21 protein-coding genes are annotated in these 20,118 nt (G+C 34.1%); 11 read left to right on the top strand and 10 right to left on the bottom strand.

Annotated features, from left to right (window positions below; translation table 11 throughout):
- Nucleotides 1-6 precede the first annotated feature (6 nt).
- The gene (gene moaA, locus ATE49_RS13150; protein ID WP_065082567.1) at nucleotides 7-993 is read right to left on the bottom strand and encodes a GTP 3',8-cyclase MoaA; all 987 of its coding nucleotides are present in this window, start codon (nucleotides 991-993) and stop codon (nucleotides 7-9) included.
- 211 nt (nucleotides 994-1,204) lie between these two features.
- On the opposite strand from moaA, the gene ATE49_RS13155 reads away from it, so the two are divergent.
- A complete protein-coding gene (locus ATE49_RS13155; RefSeq protein WP_065082568.1) occupies nucleotides 1,205-2,086 on the top strand; it encodes a helix-turn-helix domain-containing protein in 882 nt (293 codons plus the stop codon).
- 82 nt (nucleotides 2,087-2,168) lie between these two features.
- Nucleotides 2,169-2,351 carry a hypothetical protein gene (locus ATE49_RS13160; RefSeq protein ID WP_065082569.1) on the top strand — a complete coding sequence of 61 codons (183 nt, stop codon included), beginning with the start codon at nucleotides 2,169-2,171 and terminating at the stop codon, nucleotides 2,349-2,351.
- A 43-nt stretch (nucleotides 2,352-2,394) separates the two neighbouring features.
- Here the strand turns inward: ATE49_RS13160 and ATE49_RS13165 are convergent, their stop codons facing one another.
- From ATE49_RS13165 to ATE49_RS13190, 6 genes are all read right to left on the bottom strand, one after another.
- Nucleotides 2,395-3,264, bottom strand: a complete 870-nt coding sequence (locus ATE49_RS13165; protein ID WP_065082570.1) for an AraC family transcriptional regulator — start codon at nucleotides 3,262-3,264, stop codon at nucleotides 2,395-2,397.
- Between the two features lie 359 nt (nucleotides 3,265-3,623).
- Nucleotides 3,624-4,121: a GNAT family N-acetyltransferase gene (locus ATE49_RS13170; RefSeq protein ID WP_065082571.1), complete on the bottom strand. Its 498-nt coding sequence runs from the start codon at nucleotides 4,119-4,121 to the stop codon at nucleotides 3,624-3,626.
- A 99-nt stretch (nucleotides 4,122-4,220) separates the two neighbouring features.
- Entirely contained in the window at nucleotides 4,221-5,201 is a 981-nt protein-coding gene (locus ATE49_RS13175; RefSeq protein ID WP_065082572.1) for an alpha/beta hydrolase, read from the bottom strand.
- A gap of 31 nt (nucleotides 5,202-5,232) precedes the next feature.
- Nucleotides 5,233-5,919 carry a type 1 glutamine amidotransferase domain-containing protein gene (locus ATE49_RS13180; RefSeq protein WP_065082573.1) on the bottom strand — a complete coding sequence of 229 codons (687 nt, stop codon included), beginning with the start codon at nucleotides 5,917-5,919 and terminating at the stop codon, nucleotides 5,233-5,235.
- A 174-nt stretch (nucleotides 5,920-6,093) separates the two neighbouring features.
- A complete protein-coding gene (locus ATE49_RS13185) occupies nucleotides 6,094-6,456 on the bottom strand; it encodes a DUF7716 domain-containing protein (RefSeq protein WP_065082574.1) in 363 nt (120 codons plus the stop codon).
- A 231-nt stretch (nucleotides 6,457-6,687) separates the two neighbouring features.
- Nucleotides 6,688-7,005 carry a hypothetical protein gene (locus ATE49_RS13190; RefSeq protein ID WP_059154069.1) on the bottom strand — a complete coding sequence of 106 codons (318 nt, stop codon included), beginning with the start codon at nucleotides 7,003-7,005 and terminating at the stop codon, nucleotides 6,688-6,690.
- 235 nt (nucleotides 7,006-7,240) lie between these two features.
- Here ATE49_RS13190 and ATE49_RS13195 point away from each other — a divergent pair, with 235 nt between their 5' ends.
- A complete protein-coding gene (locus ATE49_RS13195; protein ID WP_260256188.1) occupies nucleotides 7,241-7,720 on the top strand; it encodes a GNAT family N-acetyltransferase in 480 nt (159 codons plus the stop codon).
- Nucleotides 7,721-7,805: 85 nt separating this feature from the next.
- On the opposite strand, the gene ATE49_RS13200 is transcribed toward ATE49_RS13195, so the two are convergent.
- The 3 genes from ATE49_RS13200 to ATE49_RS13210 form a co-directional block, all read right to left on the bottom strand.
- Entirely contained in the window at nucleotides 7,806-8,846 is a 1,041-nt protein-coding gene (locus ATE49_RS13200) for an alpha/beta hydrolase (protein WP_081278478.1), read from the bottom strand.
- A 68-nt stretch (nucleotides 8,847-8,914) separates the two neighbouring features.
- A complete protein-coding gene (locus ATE49_RS13205) occupies nucleotides 8,915-9,505 on the bottom strand; it encodes a Crp/Fnr family transcriptional regulator (RefSeq protein WP_065082576.1) in 591 nt (196 codons plus the stop codon).
- A gap of 67 nt (nucleotides 9,506-9,572) precedes the next feature.
- Nucleotides 9,573-10,667, bottom strand: coding sequence for a hypothetical protein (locus ATE49_RS13210; RefSeq protein ID WP_065082577.1), 1,095 nt, complete (start codon nucleotides 10,665-10,667; stop codon nucleotides 9,573-9,575).
- A 155-nt stretch (nucleotides 10,668-10,822) separates the two neighbouring features.
- Here ATE49_RS13210 and ATE49_RS13215 point away from each other — a divergent pair, with 155 nt between their 5' ends.
- The 8 genes from ATE49_RS13215 to ATE49_RS13250 all read left to right on the top strand — a co-directional run bounded on the left by ATE49_RS13215 (nucleotide 10,823) and on the right by ATE49_RS13250 (nucleotide 20,090).
- Nucleotides 10,823-12,664 carry an alpha-L-fucosidase gene (locus ATE49_RS13215; protein ID WP_065082578.1) on the top strand — a complete coding sequence of 614 codons (1,842 nt, stop codon included), beginning with the start codon at nucleotides 10,823-10,825 and terminating at the stop codon, nucleotides 12,662-12,664.
- Between the two features lie 258 nt (nucleotides 12,665-12,922).
- A complete protein-coding gene (locus ATE49_RS13220; RefSeq protein ID WP_065082579.1) occupies nucleotides 12,923-13,168 on the top strand; it encodes a redox-active disulfide protein 2 in 246 nt (81 codons plus the stop codon).
- A gap of 291 nt (nucleotides 13,169-13,459) precedes the next feature.
- Nucleotides 13,460-15,265: a translational GTPase TypA gene (gene typA / locus ATE49_RS13225; RefSeq protein ID WP_034868407.1), complete on the top strand. Its 1,806-nt coding sequence runs from the start codon at nucleotides 13,460-13,462 to the stop codon at nucleotides 15,263-15,265.
- 256 nt (nucleotides 15,266-15,521) lie between these two features.
- The gene (locus ATE49_RS13230) at nucleotides 15,522-15,962 is read left to right on the top strand and encodes a PepSY-like domain-containing protein (protein WP_065082580.1); all 441 of its coding nucleotides are present in this window, start codon (nucleotides 15,522-15,524) and stop codon (nucleotides 15,960-15,962) included.
- A gap of 116 nt (nucleotides 15,963-16,078) precedes the next feature.
- On the top strand, nucleotides 16,079-17,455 hold the full coding sequence (locus ATE49_RS13235) for an APC family permease (RefSeq protein ID WP_065082581.1): 1,377 nt from the start codon (nucleotides 16,079-16,081) through the stop codon (nucleotides 17,453-17,455).
- A 254-nt stretch (nucleotides 17,456-17,709) separates the two neighbouring features.
- Nucleotides 17,710-19,128: a hypothetical protein gene (locus ATE49_RS20425; RefSeq protein ID WP_179195565.1), complete on the top strand. Its 1,419-nt coding sequence runs from the start codon at nucleotides 17,710-17,712 to the stop codon at nucleotides 19,126-19,128.
- Nucleotides 19,129-19,138: 10 nt separating this feature from the next.
- Entirely contained in the window at nucleotides 19,139-19,549 is a 411-nt protein-coding gene (locus tag ATE49_RS13245; protein ID WP_065082582.1) for a hypothetical protein, read from the top strand.
- A gap of 319 nt (nucleotides 19,550-19,868) precedes the next feature.
- Nucleotides 19,869-20,090, top strand: a complete 222-nt coding sequence (locus tag ATE49_RS13250; RefSeq protein ID WP_065082583.1) for a putative signal transducing protein — start codon at nucleotides 19,869-19,871, stop codon at nucleotides 20,088-20,090.
- The last annotated feature ends 28 nt before the right edge of the window (nucleotides 20,091-20,118 follow it).

Here is a 20,118-nt window from a genome sequence, read left to right on the forward strand (position 1 = left end):
CCATTGTTATCCTCCTATTGTAGCCATTGACTGATGAATTAATGATGATGCAATGTTTGACTTTTCAGCTTCCCATCCGTCTTTTGGCTTATGTTGTATGCTGTTTATAATAATATCTTTTAGCTCCTGATCTGTCTTGCCTTTTCTCAGCAAGTCTTTCAGATTTATACCATTGTTTGAATATAAACAGGTTCTGAGCTCACCTGCGGGTGTAATTCGTATTCTGTTGCAATCACCACAAAAGGAGCGTGTATAAGCTGCAATAATACCTATATCTCCAGCATAACCCGGAATTTTGTAATTATAAGATGTAGAACTTTTTGGATCCTTTATTTTCTCTATTCCGGGAAAATAGGTTTTAATATGATCCAATATCCGGGTGTAATTCCATTTTAGTGAAACTTCTGCATTTGTACCATTAAAAGGCATCTCTTCAATAAAACGAACATCAATAGGGAGTTCTCTTGTAAGCGATACCAGTGGTATTATATCATCAATATTATGATCCTCCATAACCACAGCATTAATTTTTACTTTAATCTGATGCTGTATCAAGCTGTCCAGAGTATTCATTACTTTATCAAAACTTTTCCGGCGGGTTATACTAAAAAAACGGTCCGGGTCTAATGTATCCAGACTCAGATTAACAGATTTTACTCCAAAGGATTTCAGCCGGGGTATATACTCCTGGGTAAGAAGTCCGTTTGTTGTAATGCTTAGATCATCCAAACCCTGTAATTGAGATAACTGTTCAATAAGGTTTATACAGTTTTTTCGCACAAAGGGTTCACCACCAGTTATACGGATTTTATTGATGCCTAATTCAGTAAAAACAGAACATATTCGGATCATTTCTTCATCCGTCATCAACTCCTTCTGCTTTATCCAGGAAAGACCGTTTTCCGGCATACAATAGGTGCAGCGAAGGTTACACCGATCCACTACAGCCAGTCTCAAATAATTAATGTCTCTTCCGAATTTATCTTTCAGCATTGATTAAAAGCATATAAACAAATATACTGATTGTTTTGCTTGAGGCGTATCAAACTTCATATCCATGTTTAAATTATGATACGATTATCACAATGCATGATATTTATAATCGAATGTTTTAAATGTAAGAATGATTATTATTGCCGGATTAAACCAACCAGTAGTTATAGTATAATATTTGGTTGTAAATTAGTATTTGTAATAATTCAGAATGAAAGGAGACAAGGCATCATATGAAAACAATACAGCAAAAAATAGTTCAAAATTTGCAGACCTGCATAATCCGGGAAATGTAAATGTAGTATATCAGGATAGTATTACCTCTTCCGAACTCAATAACTTTCCGAATCATTCTTTTACAATTATTATTATTGATGAATGTGAGGATGGTGAATGTATTACGGATATTAATAGCTACGCCCTGAAATCAAAGCAGCTGTTTATTCATCTTCCGGGGAAGGTTTACAACTGGAAACTGTCACCCAATACATTAGGGAGACGGTTGATTGTTAGCGATATTATTCTTGAAACATTTTCGCCAACACTGAAACATACCTATTCTCCGTTGAACAAACATGAAATGATTTTTCCGGATAATGAGATTTATCAAAAACTTAGTGCTGAATTTAGTGCGATACGTAAGGAAATCAATTCTGAGCCTGTATTTCCGGAGCTTATTGATGCCAGAGTAAGACTTCTGACGTTAATGATTAATCTGTGGATGGAACATATTTATGGTACTTCAGCTCTTGTTAATACGAACAATCTTGCTTTCAGATTTCATATGCTGGTAGATAAATATTATAAAAGCCAGAAGAATGTTGCCTTTTATGCTGATGAATTATGTATTACGTCTAATTATCTTGGAGTATTATGCCGAAAGCAATATAAAAAATCACCTTCCGCATTTATTAAGGAAAGAGTTCTGCTGGAAGCAAAACAATTGTTACACAGTTCCGACAAGTCAATTAAAGAAATTGCTTTCGAATTGGGTTTTAGAAATTTTTCCCATTTCTCTTATTTCTTCAGAACTGAGGCAGGGACAACGCCTAAAAGCTACAAACAGACAATGAGCAAAGCAAATGTTAGTTAAAAGGAAGTATTTTCATTATGTTAAATCACTTTTTGGTGAACATTTATTATATTTACATACTAACCAAAATAAATATTATATTATGAAAAAGTTAACCAGAAAAGAATTGAAGAATACAACCGGAAACGGAGGAGGTCCACAAAAGCCTAATGATTCTATTTATCCATGTCAAAATGATTGTTATGGATCAATTGAAGGTGCAATTTGTCCGGGCGGCGGAGTATGCAGATCCTATTTAGACTGTATGGTCTGTTATTATTATTAAAAACTATTGGGATGCTAAAGCATCCCTTTTTAATTTAATCATTTTACCAGTAAGAAAGCTCTCTGAATTGTGTCGGTGTAAGTCCGGTTTTGGATTTAAAAAATTTAGTAAAGTTGGTTACTTCATTAAATCCTAAATTATAAGCTATAGAGCTTATTCCGACTTCCTTATAAATCAGGTTTCGCTTAATTTCCAGAATCATTCTGTCAATAAGCCATTGTTTAGGTGTTTGTTTTTCTGTCAGCTGAAATGCATTTTGGAGGGTTCTGAGGCCAACATTTAATTTCTCAGTATAATAATCCAGATTATACTGCCAGTTCAGATTGGCATTGACAATAGATTTAAATTTCGATACCAAAAGCTTTTCATCATTTACCATTAGCTTAATATCTTTTCTTTCACAAAGACTCTCTACAATTAGAAGTATATTGAATAAATAATTGTTGAGTATTGTCGTCTGGACTTCATTATAAGGTCTTCTCAGTTCCGTGCTTATAAAATTAAATAAAGAAACTACTTCTTCGTATCTGTCTCCTAAATCAAAATAGGGAAGTAGCAAGGGATCGTTGAATAAATGTGTCTGTCCAAAGAATTGTGTCTGGAATACATTCTTTCCAAAAAAATCTTCAGTGAAGATCAGAATCTTGCTTTTGTAATGAACCGGATTATGAAACTGACTGATCTGATTCTGAGAAACAAACAGAATATGCCTTTCTTCAATGTCAAATGTATTAAAGTCAACAGTTAGCCTGCCTTTTCCTTCAGTAAAAAGATGAATAATATTGAACATCGTTTTATGTGACTGAAAGAGCTCTGTAGGTCTGATCTGCAATAACTCATCAATTTCTTTGGTATTGATATACTGCTGACTATCATCAGAATGTAGAAATGGTTCTATCAAAAAATCTTCCATAATCTGTTTATGATTATTTATATTGACCTATAATGAGGTAAATTTAAAAATATGCTAAATATGTTAAACAGATTTTTTGCAATATTATTATATAGGATAATTATATTACCACGTTCTAAATAAAAATAGAGAAGGATGTATATATAAAAGAAAGAACCGCGTCTTCTGATGCGGTCCCAAAAACACAAATGATGAAAAAAAATTTTATAGCAATATATGCTTTTAGAAAAGCCCGATATGCTATTGCAATTAATTGATCGTTGCAAATGTACGATCCTGTTTAGCATTCGTTTTGATAAAAATGCGTAAAATAATGGTAAAAAAGCGAAATGAACTGTTTTATATAGTCTATTCTCTAATTATACTTCTGATTTCCTTACCAGAATCAGACTTTCTGTAAGCATACCATCTATGGTATCGGTTTTATAACTTCTGAAATCGGATTTTTCCAATAGTCTTTTTGAGGCTATATTCTCCGGATCAATATTCCCGATTATATTCATATCAGGTTCGTTTTTTTCTGCCAGTGTGAGCAGTTCCTTACATATTAAAGAACCATAACCTTTACCCCAGAATTCTTTCTTTAGGATGTAGCCTATTTCCAGAAGAGAGTTATCGTGTCTGTATTTTTCCAGTTTACAGTCACCTATAAATATATTTTGATCATTGTAAATTTTAAAATAGCCCAGAGAATTCTGTGTACTGTTTACATGAAGAATGGAAGCAAACTTTGCTTTTGCTTTTTCTTCTGACAACCCCTCACCGGAAACATATTTCATCACATCGTCATCATCCGTTAAAGATCGGAATACATCAAAATCATCCTGATTATACTTGTGCATAGTAATTAGTGCCATCTAACTGATATTCTTTATGACAAAGTTATTATTTTAATATTTTGTTCTTTGGTTTATAGGAACAAAAAACACCTGCAAAATGCAGGTGTTTTAATTTTATCAAGAGAACAATGCTTTCCGCAGTCCCAGAGCTGCCTGCTCCGAAGAAAATTTTACAGCTTCAATGTGATCCAAAGGGTTGAGTAAACCATAATCATGGATAAATCCATTGAAGGTCTGTATTGTTGTAGGAACACCTGCCTCATCCAATTTACGGGCATAGGCTAGTCCCTCATCGTGCAGAATATCATTTTCTGCCAGCTGTACTAATGCCGGAGGCAGGTCTTTTAATTTTTCCAGAGAAGCTTTTAATGGCGAAGCATAATATTCGTTTCGCTTTTCTGTATCGGGTGCATAATTATCCCACATCCATTTCATCATATTAGTAGTAAGGAATCTTCCTTCTGCATATTTCTCATAAGATTCACGGCTAAAATCAGAATCAGCTACAGGCCATAATAACAACTGGAATTTTATTTCAGGTCCGCCTTTGTCTTTTGCCATCAGACAGGTTACGGCAGTCATGTTTCCGCCAACACTGTTTCCTGCAATAGCCATGTTTTTACCATCTACACCTATTTCGGATCCGTTTTCAGCCACCCATTTTGTTGCAGCATAAATCTGATTAATGGCAACAGGGTAGTGAGCGTCGGGTGATGGGGTATAATCTACAAAAACAGCAGCTGCACCACTATTTACAACCAGATCTCTTACCAGCCTTTTGTGTGTAGGGTAGTCTCCTAATACCCAGCCGCCACCATGAATAAACATAAAGACAGGTAGTACCTGGTCCTTAGAATGTTCTGGTTTTATGATATGAATGTTAACGCTAATGCCATCCTGAGTAATCTCTCTTTCTGTTTCGGCAATACCTGAGGTATCTACTTCTACAGATTTCTGAGCATCTATAAGAACCTGTCTTGCTTCCTGTGGTGTCATAGTTTCCATAGGTTTACCACCGCTGTTATTTAATGCATTAAGGAATTCTCTGATTTCTGAAAGAACTTGTGGGTCTTTTTCACCCGGAATTGTGTGTTTCATAATTTTTATTGTTTGTGATAATGATAGATTCTTATTTACCCAATTGCTCTATAACAACTTTTGCCATTTCTTTGGAACTGAACGGATTCTGTCCTGTAATCAGGTTTCCGGTTACAACAATATTTGACGTCATTGGGATACAGGCTTTTTTCAGATCAGCACCTCTTTCTTTAAGAGCAGCTTCTAGATTAAAAGGAACTTCTCTCTTTCTTCTGGCAAGAGTTTCTTCAAACCAATCGAACCCGGTAAGAAATTTTCCTTTGATCAGATATTCACCATTGGAAAGTTTTACATTCAATAGTCCTCCAACACCATGGCAAATAGCGGCAACCATTTTATTCTGCTCATACTGATTACGGATAAGCCGTTGTAATGTAATGTTATCCGGGAAATCATACATGGTTGCATGGCCGCCAGTCAGATAGATACAGTCAAAGACTTCTTCGGATACCTCGGATAGACTTTTGGTATGTTCCAATGCAGTCATGAATATTTCGCTTTCATAGTATTGTTTTGATATTTTATCCAGCACAAGGGGCTTCAGACTTTCCGGGTCAATTGGTGTGTGGCCGCCTAGCGGACTTGCAATGGTTATTTCCCAAGCCTGTTCTTTTGCACTATGATAAATATGAGTAAGCTCGCTAAGCCATAATCCGGTTTTGAGCTTGCCACTTTCATACATTCCTACATTGGTTACAACTAATAAAAGCTTTTTCATATTCTTTAGTTTTCTGAGACAAAATTCGGTATAGAAATAAATTCCAGAGTAACTAAATTAAGGATTGTTGTAACGATATCTCTGTTAAAAAAGTATAAATCTTTTCAAATTACCCTATTGAGATAATCGGACATAAAAAAAGCTCTTTCATTATTAAAAGAGCTTTTAGTTTGGTTAAAAATCCAGAAAATCGTCGCTTTCCAGATAATGATTCAGTGCTTCTATAAGTTGTTCATCTGTTACTACTGGCTGCTGGCGTAGAGCAAGATCTACCACATCCTGAATATCTTCATCAGAACACATATACAACAAACCATTTTCGTATACAACATCCGGAAATACATCGTCATAATCACCATCTACATCTACATCAGCCGGTACTCCAATATAAACCGTTATCCCGGGTTCGAAGATATCCTGTTCCGAATAGATTGCATAAGCAAAATCAGGGTCATAATCCTCAGAACGCTCTTGTTTATTCTTTACTAATGCGAGAAAATCTTCTATTTTAAAATATTGATCTTTAAAACTGCTCATATCTAACTTCTAAATTATATAATATTTGTTACAGTAAGCGAGTAGGCTGATCTTGTAACTCCTTTCGGTGCTGTAAAGATAAGGAGATAATATCAATAAGATTTTAAGGAAAATGAAGTGTTAGGTTACAGCAATATATTTTTATTGTCCGGAATATTAAGTATTATTCCTGTGCTTTTTAATTATGAATATAAATAAAGCAGACTAAAAAGTCTGCTTTATAAAATTGATTTATTCTTCGGCCAGGTATTTCCTGAGTTTATCTATAGCTTGTTCTATTTTGGAATTCTCTGCTTCCCCTTCTATTTTTCTGATAGCATTCTCCAGCATAATCAAAGAATTCGTCCAGTCTCCGGTGCTGTTTTTAAAAATTAATTCATCTACAATAACTTCAAAAACAACCTTTTCCTTTGTTTTGTAAAGTCGGAAACTTACCTGATCGTCTCCGCCAGAAACCACACCATCAATGCTTTTCAGATCATAATTCTTAGGATTAGCATAGATCTTTTTTAAAAGCAATTGGGCATCCTGCATTTTCAATTCCGGCATATTATAAAGTTTGACAGTTTACGGAAGCAATAGTTTTCTTTCATAGAGTGCATTTATTAATGCTTGTGTAAAATTAAATATTTTTATTTAAATCTATTGTTAACAATTTATAGATTTTGTTCTGCTTTCTGAATAATATATCTGTACAATTAGTTTTAGATAGCAAAAAAGAATAGTTTCTCGGCAGAGGATCAGTATATTTGGTATTGTTAAGAAAATATGTAAACAGAAGCTGATGATTGAATATCGAAATATTTTACCAAATGAAAGCAAGGCTTACAGAATGATTCGCCTGGAAAGTCTAAAAGCATTCCCGGAGGCATTTAGTGCAAGTTATGAAGAGTCCGTGAAAATGGAAAAACTCCGACTGGAAGAAGATATTGAAAATCAAAAGCCGGATAGATTTGTAACAGGTGTATTTATAGATAATGAATTATCGGGGATATGTGCTTTTGTGAATGTTGGAAATAATACAGGTAATATTTTACAAATGTATGTAAGAAAAGGATTTCAGGGTAAGAGTATAGGTATGGAGCTTATACAGGCAACTATTCTGGAAGCAAAGTGCAGGTTTAATAATATAAAAGTAGAGTTGGAAGTAAAACCCGACAATACCAAAGCTTTTAATCTTTATAAGAGAGCCGGATTTGAAGAAATTCCTAATGATCTTCAAGAAACTTCGGATGTGGTTATTATGAGATACCTCTGGGATTAACTCTTTAATTAATAAAAAATGCTGACTGGTATGTTTAAGGACAGTCAGCATTTTAGACTAAACTATAAATTACTTACGATACATTTTAGTATAGAGACTTAATAAACACATCGGCTTCGTTAATTAATTGTTTTAATGCCGTTTCTTCCATAGGATAGTGCCCACCGTCTTTTAGGATTTTCACAGTATAAGGTGCTTTAATATCCTTCATGGTAATTTCACTAAGATGAAGAGGTGTCCATTTGTCTTTTTCAGGCTGAGTCAACAGGATTGGACATATGTCAAACTGATTGACAGGAATGGGTAGTTTATAATGAGCATATTCATACATAAACTGCAACTGTACACTTGCTCCGGCTGAAGCATCATCTTTCAAAAATATCTTTAAAGCCTTTTTATTATTGGTAAGATAATTCATTTTAGAAACGGCTTTCATAGGAATTTTGGCTCTTTTAAAACCTATCTTACTAAGCCCATTCATGATGGGAAAAGTAAGCCAATTCGCCCATCCAAATTTTGCAGTTTCTTTTCCTATTGTTTTATCATCATTTTTCAGAAAGCACATTCCGATTATTCCGGAGACTTCATCCATAAAGCAAGCCGAATTGTAACAAATCATTCCGCCAGCACTCAATCCATAAAGAACCGGTTTTTTATAATCCCTTTTAGTTTCTGCATTTACAAAATCCGCAAAGCAGTGTATCCAGTCATCATAGGTTATATTTTTCTGATTTACTTCAGTCATTCCGTAACCAAGATTATCAATAGCCACAACGTCATAACCCAGTTCAGCCATTTTATGACCAAAAATCATGTTCAGTTGTCTTCCGTTTGTACCAACACCATGATGTAGAAATATTCTGTATTTGGCATTAGGATTGGGATAACGATCGAGGTGAATTTTATTACCTTTCCATTCCCATACTTCTTCAACAGGTAAGTAGTTGTCTTTAATCTGAAAATCTGCCGGAAGAAGCGCATTTAGCTCCTTCCATGCACTGTTTGATGAATAAGTTTTCATTTCTGTATTTATTTTTGATGTTTGTAAAATTTCATTCTGAGCATTAATTTTTTTAACAGCTAAAAAGGCTATTCCAAGAGCCAGAATATTTTTCATCGTTTTCATTGCATGTCTTTTTGTTATGTTGACGATGCAAAGTTCAATAACAGAATAATGATTTTATTTAAATTAATTTAAAAAGTGATTTTTGATTTCAGATTACTCAGCCATACATTTGTTATTCCCATAAAGCTGGCAATGTTCTGAGCGGGGAAACGCTGTAACAAGAAACTGTAGTTTTCATATAGCCATTTAAGGTATTCCTCACTTGTCAATCCTAATTGAAAATTTCTGAAAAGGTCTATTGCTAAAAATAGCTCTTCAGTCTTATGTATATAAAACTGAAGAAATTTGATGTTGTTTTGCATCTCTTGCATGAGAAAATCATAATCAACAGCCAGTACTACCGATTTTTCGTTTGCAATTATTTCATATGCCGTTTTCTGATGAAAATAAATGGTGTCATAAGATTTGAAAAATTCACAGAAACTGTCAGTATGAAACATTACTGTTTTTTCCTCTCCTTTTGATGTGATGATATTACGAACAAAACTCCCCTCAGCAATGAAATAAATTTTACGATTGTTGGACTGAAAGGTAATTAAAGATTCATTTTTATCCAGAAGAAGGATTTCACACCTGTCATTTAATTTTGCAATAAATTCATTCTTACCATCTTCCGGTAATTTATCAGCTAGCTTTTGAAAGTATTGATTATTCTCCATTTGAATTATTCATGATTGAATAAAGATAATAAACAAATGTATCAATTTGATTGTGTTTGTATCAGTATTATTTCTTTACTGGAGCAAGCGGCATTGGGGGAGGCGGAGTAGTTGTCAGAGGGATTTTTTCGTATTGGGTTTCTAATCCGGATTTTGGCAGGCCTTTGTAACGGTAGCTTTTATCGGAAGCATCATTACATTTGCTGAAAAATACTGTAGAGTTTAGAATCTCTTTTTCTAATATTCTGCTATAGGATCTCGTTTCCGGTTGTGTTTTTGAGAATTTCCGGACATAACGAGGATCAATAAACGGGTTATCATTATAATATTCCGCGTTTTCATCTATATTCTTACCAATGTATTGATTAGAACCTGAGTCATAATTATAAACTGACATGTCCGGATTAGGAATTACATTATAATGTTTATTGGCAATGATATAGTCCTCTTTTTTCTCTTTGTATTTCGAATAGCTGTTCTTCATATCCAGAAGTTCTTTCCATTGGCTTTGTTTTTCCTCATATTTTAGATAGCCATTTTCTCCACCGAAGTTAGATAGCTTTAACGTTGTTCCTTTTTCATTAGTTTGCATTATGCCGCTGAAATTTTCATATTCGGGTCTTGGTTGGTTATAAACAAATATGAAATCATTATAGCCTTTATCATTCTTATACTTCCATGCGTTATATGGTCTTATCATATCGCTGAATTCCTTATCAGCAAGGCTGTAAAGTGTAAATTCTTTTATATTTTTCTGCATTTCGGATACAAAAGGCCCGGAGAAGCAATTAGGATTGTCATTAAAAATATTTTGTACAGTATTAGCATTGTTAAACCGGATTAGTGTTTTATTTCCTCTTTCAAACCCTGCGTAGTTAATCCTGATATCAGAGCCTAAGGATTTATTCTGTGTAGCATATACCTCAAACAATTCCCGTTTTTCCGGAAAGAAAAGCAATATGTCTTTATCAAAACGATATTCACCAAATACAGCTGTGGCATATCCATATAAAATAAAAGTACCATCATCAAAAAGGTATACACCATCATTACTGCCATATCCACCTGCATATTGGATATATCTTGGATCTTTTTTGTTTTCTTGCGCAAAAATATTCAGGGCAAATAATAAAGAAAGTATTAATGTGATCCGGTACTTCATCTGTTTTTTCGTTTGATTTATGGCAAATATACTCTATATCAGGCTATAATGAAATTGGAAATTTTATCTAAAAAGTTGGTTTATCAAGCCTCATCAAGTAAAAATACTTTGTAAACCCTTTATTTTGCTTATTTTTAGGCAGAAAAAGTAAAACCATGAAGAACAGAATTACCAGCTTACTGTTATTAAGCCTTAGTATAGGTAGTATAGCAGCACAGGAAAAGAAGAACAACGATGAAGCAAAAATGCAATGGTTCCGGGATGCCAAACTAGGGGTATTCATCCATTGGGGAATCTATTCTGTAAACGGAATATCAGAATCCTGGTCTTTTTTTAATAATTACATCAATCATGATAATTATATGAAGCAGTTGGGAGGATTCAATGCTTCCCGCTATAATCCGGATGAATGGATAAAACTGATTAAAGAATCCGGTGCCAAATATTCAGTGATTACAACAAGGCACCATGACGGAATTTCTCTATGGAATTCGAAATCGGATAAAGCTATTACCAGTTTTAAAGATGCTGCAGCTAAAGAAGATCTGATTGCTCCTTTTGTGGCTGACTTAAAGAAAGCAGGATTGAAAACAGGACTTTATTATTCGCTTCCGGATTGGAGTCATCCTTATTACGACGTTAATACGCGTACAAAGAAGCGTTATGATATTGCTAAGGATCCTGTACGCTGGCAGAATTTTATTAAATATTATCAGGGACAGCTAAGCGAGTTGTCGACACAGTTTAAACCTGATTTAATATGGTTTGATGGGGATTGGGAGCATACTTCAGCAGAATGGCAGGCACCGCAAACACTAGCTAACCTCAGAAAATATAATCCGAATATTATTATTAATTCGCGTTTGAATAATCACGGCGATTATGAAACGCCGGAGCAGGGGATACCTGTAGTAGCTCCTCAGAGTAAATATTGGGAATTGTGTTATACAATGAATGACTCCTGGGGATATCAGCCTTTCGATAAAAATTACAAATCACCTAATATGATTGTAAGAACGCTTGCTGATGTAATCAGTATGGGGGGGAATCTCCTTATCGATATAGGACCAAAGGCAGATGGAAGCATTCCTGCAGAACAGGTTAAAATCCTTGAAAACCTTGGAAGATGGACAAAGAAAAATTCAGATGCGATATACACAACCCGTCAGGGTCTGCCTTTTGCAAACTACAGAGGAAAATCTTCTTTGTCTGTTGATGGTAAAAAGCTATTCCTGTATCTGGAAGAGGCAAAAGATTTTGCGAAAATTTATGGGCTAATTTCAGCTCCTGTTTCTGCACAGGTTATCGGAGATACCAATGCTAAAATAAATTATAACCAGGATCAAAGCGGAAACCTTACACTTTCATTTGCAAATACGCAGTTTGATAAAGATGTAACTGTTGTACAGCTTAACTTTAATGAGCTGGTGAAAGTAACAGACAAAATAACAGATCCTGTACCTGCTCTTCAGAATGTACTGGAAAATCCGGAGGCAAAGAAATCTGCTTACGAAATAGCCAATCAATTGCATAAAGGCACTAATCTCCTCAACAATGCAGGAATTACACAGGACGGAATGGATATGAAAATAAAGAAAACATCCAAAACAAATCCTGAGGTGTTGAACTGGATCAGTAAAAATGCTGAAGCTCTGTATGAAACAGGAGCAGGTCTTCCGGATGGACATTATTCTGGGATGAGTGCATTGTCGAAAGATAAACAAACACTTTACTTATTTGTGGAAGGAACACCTACAGGGCCAATAGCATTGAAGGGACTGAAAAATAACATTTCACGAATAAGAATTGCCGGAGAAGGATCCATCATCCCACACCGTATTTATAACAAATTATATTGGAGTGCAGTTCCGGGTATTGTTTATATTGATGTTCCAAAAGAAAGATTGGACAAAAATCTTACTGTTATTGCTGTTCTCCTGGATAAACCTGTTGATTTGTATCGTGAAAAGATAGGTGCTGTGGAAAGTAATCTATAATATTACTTATATAAGAGCCTGTTTTAAATACTCTTTGACAAGCTCAGAGTGACATTGCCCATCCAAAAAATATTCCTTTAAGACTGTCAGACTGAGCCTGTCGAAGTCTAATATTATTTTGAATTAAAATTTAAACAGGCTCTAAAATTTTATAAAGCACTCAGAATTATACTGAGTGCTTTTTTATTAAAAAAAACAATAGCACTTACATTTATTATAATTAAGTTTATATTCAGTTAAAAATTAAGAAATAGAGCCATGAAAAACGAAAATTTAAGTGAATTAAGTACAGATGATTTACGAAAGAAAGAAAAAGTAACAAAGCTTATAACAAGTGTGTTTATTGGACTTTTAACATTATTATTTGTATTATCAATCTATATTACCATAAAGAAAGGATTTACACCATTGTTTGTTGTGGCATTGGCACTATTTCCGATTGTTACACTTAACCTAAAAAATCTGAAAAATATTCGAAACGAAATCGACTCAAGAAAGAATTGAATAAATCCGTACTTATCTGGATTTTTATTTAATTCTCCCAAATAAAAAAAGAAAAACAAGTTATAATAAAATAGATTTCTCCTAAGAGTATCTGACAAAATGATTGACAAATCAGGAGGATATTTTTGCTGCAACGCTTCTGGAAACACCCAAGTTCAGGCAATCAAATACATTGTCAAGCGTTTGATAATAAAATGTTTAATGATTTTTTTTAGACTGTAAAAATAAATTTCATTCATACTAAAAATAAAAAATAGAAAAATCGTAACTTTGCGTCCGTAAAAATCCTTTATGCAGCAAATTAGAAATATTGCAATTATTGCGCACGTTGACCACGGTAAAACAACCCTGGTTGATAAAATTATCCACGCAACCCACATTTTCAGAGAAAACCAGGAAAGCGGAGAGCTTATCATGGATAACAATGATCTGGAAAGAGAACGTGGTATTACCATCTTATCAAAAAACATCTCTGTTACATATAAAGATGTAAAGATAAACGTTATCGATACTCCTGGTCACGCCGATTTTGGTGGTGAAGTAGAGCGTGTATTGAAAATGGCAGATGGTGTTGTACTATTGGTTGATGCTTTCGAAGGAGCGATGCCACAAACACGTTTTGTACTTCAAAAAGCTCTTGAGCTTGGACTGAAGCCAATGGTGGTTATCAATAAAGTAGATAAACCAAACTGTCGTCCTGAAGAAGTTCATGACCAGGTATTCGATTTATTCTTCAACCTAGATGCTACTGAAGAGCAGTTAGATTTCCCTACATTCTACGGATCATCTAAACAAGGTTGGTTCAATAGCTCTTTAGAGCAGACTGATAGCATTTTACCATTATTAGATGGTATTCTGGAATATGTTCCGGAACCTAAAGTAGAAGAAGGTAACCTGCAAATGCAGATTGTATCTTTAGATTACTCTTCATTCTTAGGTAGAATTGCAATTGGTAAAGTTGTAAGAGGAAGTCTTAAAGAAGGTCAATGGATTGGTCTTGCACAGGAAGGCGACAAAATTGTAAAAGGAAAAGTTAAAGAATTATATGTATTCGAAGGATTAGGTAAGAAGAAAGTTAGTGAAGTACAGGCAGGTGATATCTGTGCTGTAGTTGGTTTCGATGCTTTCCAGATTGGTGATTCTTTCGTAGATCTTGAAAATCCTGAACCATTACCAAGAACATCTATCGATGAGCCTACACTAAACATGACATTCTCTATTAACAATTCTCCTTTCTTCGGTAAAGATGGTAAATATGTTACCTCTAACCACCTTAGAGAAAGATTAGAAAAAGAACTAGAGAAAAACTTAGCACTAAGAGTTCAGCAGACAGGTGACGCGAATACATTCCTTGTATTTGGTAGAGGTATTCTTCACTTATCAGTTCTTATTGAAACGATGAGAAGAGAAGGTTATGAGATGACAATTGGTCAGCCTCAGGTTATCCTTAGAGAAATTGATGGTGTACAATGCGAGCCTTATGAATCTTTAGTAGTAGATGTACCTGAAGAATTTGCTTCAAGAGTTATCGATCTTGCTACACAAAGAAAAGGTGACCTTCACATTATGGAAACTAAAGGTGAAATGCAGCATATGGAATTCGAAATCCCTTCAAGAGGTCTTATCGGATTGCGTTCTCAAATGCTTACAGCAACTGCAGGTGAAGCTATTATGGCACACCGTTTCACAGAGTATAAGCCTTTCAAAGGTGCTATTCCGGGAAGAAACAATGGTGTATTGGTAAGTAAGACACAAGGACCAGCAACAGCATATTCTATTGAAAAATTACAAGACAGAGGTAAGTTCTTCGTAGATCCGGGTGAGGAAATCTACGCAGGTATGATCGTAGGAGAACAAAATAAGCCAGGAGATCTTGTTGTAAATATTGTTGAAGCTAAGCAGCTAAACAACATGCGTGCTTCCGGAAAAGATAAAGATGGTGGTATTGCTCCAAAAATCTTATTCTCATTGGAAGAATGTATGGAATATATCCAACATGATGAATGTATCGAGGTAACACCTAACTTCATTCGTATGAGAAAGAAAATTCTTAGCGAAGAAGAAAGAAAACGTGCAGAAAGAATGGCTAAGGATTAATTTTAATCATAAAGCTTCATATATAAAGCCCCTTTCGAGGGGCTTTATTATTTAACATATATTTCTAATTTTCTGATTTCTCTTAAGTTTGGAACCTTATAGGTTTAAAAAATCATAGCTGAAAGCCATTCATTTTTTCTATTATATCCTTTATGGTTTAAAATTTGTTACTTATTACACAGTTTGAGTTTAGACAGCCTTAGTGTTTAGAAAAAAAAGCTATCTTTATTTTTAAGATTAAAACATAAATAGTATTATGAAAATGATTTATCTGAAAAGGTTAATGGTATTGGCGGGTATAGTTGTTGTAGGTATGGTAGCCGCACAAAAACAAACCATTACCAAAGCACAACTTCCATCCAATGCTCAGGATTTCCTGAATAAATACATCAGTGGTAAGCCATTTATTTATATTAAAAATGCAGAAAATCCTAATGATGTAGACTTTACTGTAAAATATAGTAACGGAGTAGAAGTAGAATTTCACAATGATGGTGAATGGGAAGAAGTAGATGGTAAAGGTAATGCCATTTCTACAGGATTTCTTCCGGGATCTCTAACCAATTATACAAATTCTAACTACAAAGGAGACCCTATTGTATGGGTAAGCCGTGAAAAAGGTAAGTATGAAGTAAAACTAAAAAGCGGGCTTAAATTAGAATTTGAGCTGAACGGAACGTTTTCCAAAATTAATTAAGGTTACTGTACTTATTAGTCGATATTTTTCAATTTATTATATAAAGCTGCAAGATTTTGCAGCTTTTTCATTTTTCAATTTGCATTATTTATATATTTGGGATCAAAATTTAAACTATGCAAAAACTCAAACTATGGGATGCCACTATGATCGTTATGGGATCTATGATCGGTAGCGGAATTTTTATTGTTTCATCCGATATTATGAGGCAGCTCGGATCCGGATGGTGGCTATTAGTTGTCTGGCTTATCACAGGTGTTATTACGGTATCGGCGGCATTATGCTATGGGGAATTATCCGCTATTTTCCCAAAAGCCGGAGGGCAATACACTTATCTTACCGAAGTTTTTGGCAAGCTTACAGGATTTTTATACGGATGGGGATTATTTACAGTTATACAAACCGGAACTATTGCTGCGGTAGCTGTTGCATTCAGTAAATTTACAGCCTATCTTATTCCGCAGCTCAATGATGCTGCACCTTTATTTCAACAAGGTAGTTTTAAGATTACCTGGCTTCAGATTTTAGGTATTGGTATTATCCTGTTGCTTACCTATATCAATACCAGAGGTATCAAAAGTGGGAAAATAATACAGTCCGTTTTTACAGCTTCAAAAATTATAGCACTTTTAGGACTTATTGTTCTGGGGCTTATTTTTATTAAAGATTCACACCTAAGCGAAAATTTAAATATTGGAACAAAGGCTTTTCAGAATCTGAAAGGAGAAGAGTGGATGCCTATTAGCGGAAAAGCTATTTTGGGCGGAATTGCAGCAGCAATGGTAGGTTCTGTCTTCAGTAGCGTTGCATGGGAGAGTGTAACTTTTGTTTCTGGGGAGATCGAAAATCCTAAAAGGAATGTAGTCCGTGCAATGGTTATTGGTACAGCATCTGTTATCATACTTTATTTTCTCTGTAATGTGGTTTATCTAAGTGCATTATCCCGTGATGAAATCGCTTTTGCAGCCAATGACCGTGTTGCTGTTGCTGCTGCAGAAAAGATTATGGGAAATACCGGAACCATTATTATGGCGGTTCTCGTTATGATTTCTACTTTTGGTTGTATCAACGGACTTGTTCTATCCGGAGCCCGAGTATTTCAGACAATGGCTAAAGACGGATTATTTTTTAGCTCAGCTATTAAAAATAACAGAAATAACGTTCCGGAGAAATCTTTATGGCTACAAGGAATATGGGCTTCATTATTGTGCCTTAGTGGACAATATGGAGATATTCTGGATATGATTTCCTTTGTTATCGTATTATTTTATATGCTTACTGTTTTTGCCGTAATCTGGCTGAGATTTAAAAAGCCTTTTATTCCGAGATCTTACAAAACTTTTTTATATCCCGTAACACCTTTGCTTTACCTCGTTATCGGAATTATGTTCTGTGTTCTGCTTATTATTTACAAACCAAATTATACGTGGCCGGGATTTATTCTCCTTCTTTTGGGACTGCCGGTCTATTTCCTGATTAGAAAGAAGGTGTAGTTTATGTAGATTAAAGTTTGAAAATATGTGTAAATATTGCTTTGAAAATGAATTGATGAGTTTTAAAAATTAGAAGTTAAGTAATTATTTCATCGCTTTAATCTAATAAATTTCTAGTTATTGTGACTATAGTATTACACTAATTATAAAAAGAATATAATGCTAATTCTATATGAATTTACGGAAAAATGCAATGTAGATATAGATTTTTATTATATATTTATAACAATTGAAAATACTAAATTACAAAAAGTATGAAGAAAAAAATACTCTTTGCTCCATTGTGGGGAGTTTTTGCATTATCCTTACTTTCATCTTGCCGAACCGAAGATGGACTTACTCAGAAACAGCAAGAAAAAGATTTACGTTTCTCTGTTTTTGTTCAAAAAAATGGAAAACCAATTAATTATGCTGATGGTTTTGCTTTTCTGATGAAAAGATATTATGGAGTGCAGAAAACCAACTTATCTGGCGTTAATAATAAACCAATAATTGGGACTATAGCAAATGCAGATAAAACCACTTCTGTCACTCAAGATGGACAATCCTATGTTGAGTTTAATATCAAATCTCAAATTATTACAGAAGAAAACGGAGATAAGTGGATTGTATTTCCAAAAGTCCAAGGAAATAGAGTTATTGGGTTAGTATCTGCAAGCCTTACTGAAAAAGGAACTTATGTAAAATACCATAATTATAATGAACAAGATGAGTTGTATAAACTAAATGTAGTTGAGTTTCAAGAATCACTAAATAAATTTCAACGGAAATTTAAAACTTTAGCACTTAGTGCAAGCATTAATCCTATTGCAGGATTAGGATGTAGAAAAGAAGATGGTGAATGGGTCGATTGTAGTATTCCAGATGTTATTATTACCGTACCAAAGCCTAATCCAGGAACAACAAACCCATCAGGACCAGGTGGTGGCGGTGGCGGTTGTCAAGAACATGCCAATTGTATTGATCCTAATGGCGGAGGTGGTGGAGCTGGTGAAAGCCTTCAAGATTTATGTGGTAAAGCATCTGCAGCATCTAAGAAGGCAACAGAAAATTACAAAAATGCTGCAGTACAGAGCGCTAAAGAAGCAACCCAAAATGCTTATAACAATGATCCTGCTGATGCTAAAAAAGAACACACAACAATGATTGAAAATAGTAACGGACAACTTTCTAAAGGGAAAACCTTCGATGGTAACGCTGGAAATGTTACAGGTGAGGCCACTTCCAGTACTGTTGGTGATATTCATAATCATAATGAGGATATCCCTCCTTCCCCGGGGGACGTTTATGGGTTAATAGAAATGGCTGAATCCTTTCAAAATTACAGAACTAAATATATATACACTCAGCAGGGTACAGAATATGCATTAATAGTAACGGATATAGATGCTTTGAAAAGTTTTCTTAAAATGTATCCTCCTGAAAGGAGATCTGATTCTAATAGAGTTTTTACTAATTTTCCGGGAAATTTAAAAACAGAGTGGCAAGATATTTCAACCAATGATGGTTATAGTAATGCTAGTAAAACATCTTTGGAAATAGCCACAGCATATATATTAGATAAGTATAATGCTGGTGTAGCTATTACAAAAAAGAATAATACAGGTAATTTTAATAAAATTGGAGCTGTAAGGCTTGATTCGGGATATAACCAAACTAATTGTAATAATTAAATAAGATCTTATGAAAATTTATATAAAACTAATATTAATATTAACTATTGTGTTTTCATGTTGTTCAAACGCTCAAGTTAAAAATCCTCAGGCCGAAGCAGTAGCAAAGGTAATTAATAATGATTTAAATTATAGGGAAAGACCTTTATCAGAGGTGCTTAAACAATTTCCAGATATGAAAATGATAATGGTAATACCTGATTCGCCAGAAGTTGGAGATATTACATTTGTAATAAAATTTGTTTCAAATGAAGAATACAAGCGAGAGCGATCCAATGGTAAAAACCCTACAAGTATCACTTTATATGTTAAACAAAATCCAATTCGTCAAATACCCTTACAAATAGGTAGAGAAGACATTAGCATGCAAGGGGCCATAAAAAAATATGGGGAACTCATTGTGATGGCTGTGTCTAATTAATTCTTTTTTGAGGAGAAAAATGTATAATTAATTACAATGAGAGTAGTATGAAAGAATATACAACTTTAACTTTCTTTCTATCAACATTTAGTTTTATGTTAGCATGTGTGCAGTTTAAACATAATCAGAAAGAAGAACTCATCGAAATTAAAATAATAAAAAAATTAAAGATTATATAACAACGACAAATTCTCTGATAAAAAATGGTATGCTTGATAACCATTTTTACATTAATAATATCAATTACTGTTTTATTTTGGATTATCAAGTTCTGATTTTTATTCTTAAATTTAGTTTAGATAACTTTATGTAATTATTTATGGGAGAATTTATTAGAATATATCAGTCAAACATATTATTTCAGGTTGAAATTGTTAAAGGTAAACTTGCTGCTAATGGTATTGAAAGCTTTGTGAAAAACGAATTTGTAAACAATCTTTCTGTGATGCCAATTAATCAGGATTACATACTTTATGTTGCTGAAGAGGATGCCGCAGAAGCAGAAAGAATTATTAATGAAACCAGGGATACAGAAACCTGATTTTAATTTGGTTAAAATTCCGTGCAAA

This window comes from Elizabethkingia miricola, assembly GCF_001675285.1.
GTDB lineage: Bacteria > Bacteroidota > Bacteroidia > Flavobacteriales > Weeksellaceae > Elizabethkingia > Elizabethkingia miricola.

Bases quoted from the DNA above. Each gene is read 5' to 3' on its own strand.
- moaA (WP_065082567.1), bottom strand. From the start codon at position 993: ATGCTGAAAGATAAATTCGGAAGAGACATTAATTATTTGAGACTGGCT.
- ATE49_RS13155 (WP_065082568.1), top strand. From the start codon at position 1,205: ATGAAAGGAGACAAGGCATCATATGAAAACAATACAGCAAAAAATAGT.
- ATE49_RS13160 (WP_065082569.1), top strand. From the start codon at position 2,169: ATGAAAAAGTTAACCAGAAAAGAATTGAAGAATACAACCGGAAACGGA.
- ATE49_RS13165 (WP_065082570.1), bottom strand. From the start codon at position 3,264: ATGGAAGATTTTTTGATAGAACCATTTCTACATTCTGATGATAGTCAG.
- ATE49_RS13170 (WP_065082571.1), bottom strand. From the start codon at position 4,121: ATGGCACTAATTACTATGCACAAGTATAATCAGGATGATTTTGATGTA.
- ATE49_RS13175 (WP_065082572.1), bottom strand. From the start codon at position 5,201: ATGAAACACACAATTCCGGGTGAAAAAGACCCACAAGTTCTTTCAGAA.
- ATE49_RS13180 (WP_065082573.1), bottom strand. From the start codon at position 5,919: ATGAAAAAGCTTTTATTAGTTGTAACCAATGTAGGAATGTATGAAAGT.
- ATE49_RS13185 (WP_065082574.1), bottom strand. From the start codon at position 6,456: ATGAGCAGTTTTAAAGATCAATATTTTAAAATAGAAGATTTTCTCGCA.
- ATE49_RS13190 (WP_059154069.1), bottom strand. From the start codon at position 7,005: ATGCCGGAATTGAAAATGCAGGATGCCCAATTGCTTTTAAAAAAGATC.
- ATE49_RS13195 (WP_260256188.1), top strand. From the start codon at position 7,241: ATGATTGAATATCGAAATATTTTACCAAATGAAAGCAAGGCTTACAGA.
- ATE49_RS13200 (WP_081278478.1), bottom strand. From the start codon at position 8,846: ATGAAAACGATGAAAAATATTCTGGCTCTTGGAATAGCCTTTTTAGCT.
- ATE49_RS13205 (WP_065082576.1), bottom strand. From the start codon at position 9,505: ATGGAGAATAATCAATACTTTCAAAAGCTAGCTGATAAATTACCGGAA.
- ATE49_RS13210 (WP_065082577.1), bottom strand. From the start codon at position 10,667: ATGAAGTACCGGATCACATTAATACTTTCTTTATTATTTGCCCTGAAT.
- ATE49_RS13215 (WP_065082578.1), top strand. From the start codon at position 10,823: ATGAAGAACAGAATTACCAGCTTACTGTTATTAAGCCTTAGTATAGGT.
- ATE49_RS13220 (WP_065082579.1), top strand. From the start codon at position 12,923: ATGAAAAACGAAAATTTAAGTGAATTAAGTACAGATGATTTACGAAAG.
- typA (WP_034868407.1), top strand. From the start codon at position 13,460: ATGCAGCAAATTAGAAATATTGCAATTATTGCGCACGTTGACCACGGT.
- ATE49_RS13230 (WP_065082580.1), top strand. From the start codon at position 15,522: ATGAAAATGATTTATCTGAAAAGGTTAATGGTATTGGCGGGTATAGTT.
- ATE49_RS13235 (WP_065082581.1), top strand. From the start codon at position 16,079: ATGCAAAAACTCAAACTATGGGATGCCACTATGATCGTTATGGGATCT.
- ATE49_RS20425 (WP_179195565.1), top strand. From the start codon at position 17,710: ATGAAGAAAAAAATACTCTTTGCTCCATTGTGGGGAGTTTTTGCATTA.
- ATE49_RS13245 (WP_065082582.1), top strand. From the start codon at position 19,139: ATGAAAATTTATATAAAACTAATATTAATATTAACTATTGTGTTTTCA.
- ATE49_RS13250 (WP_065082583.1), top strand. From the start codon at position 19,869: ATGGGAGAATTTATTAGAATATATCAGTCAAACATATTATTTCAGGTT.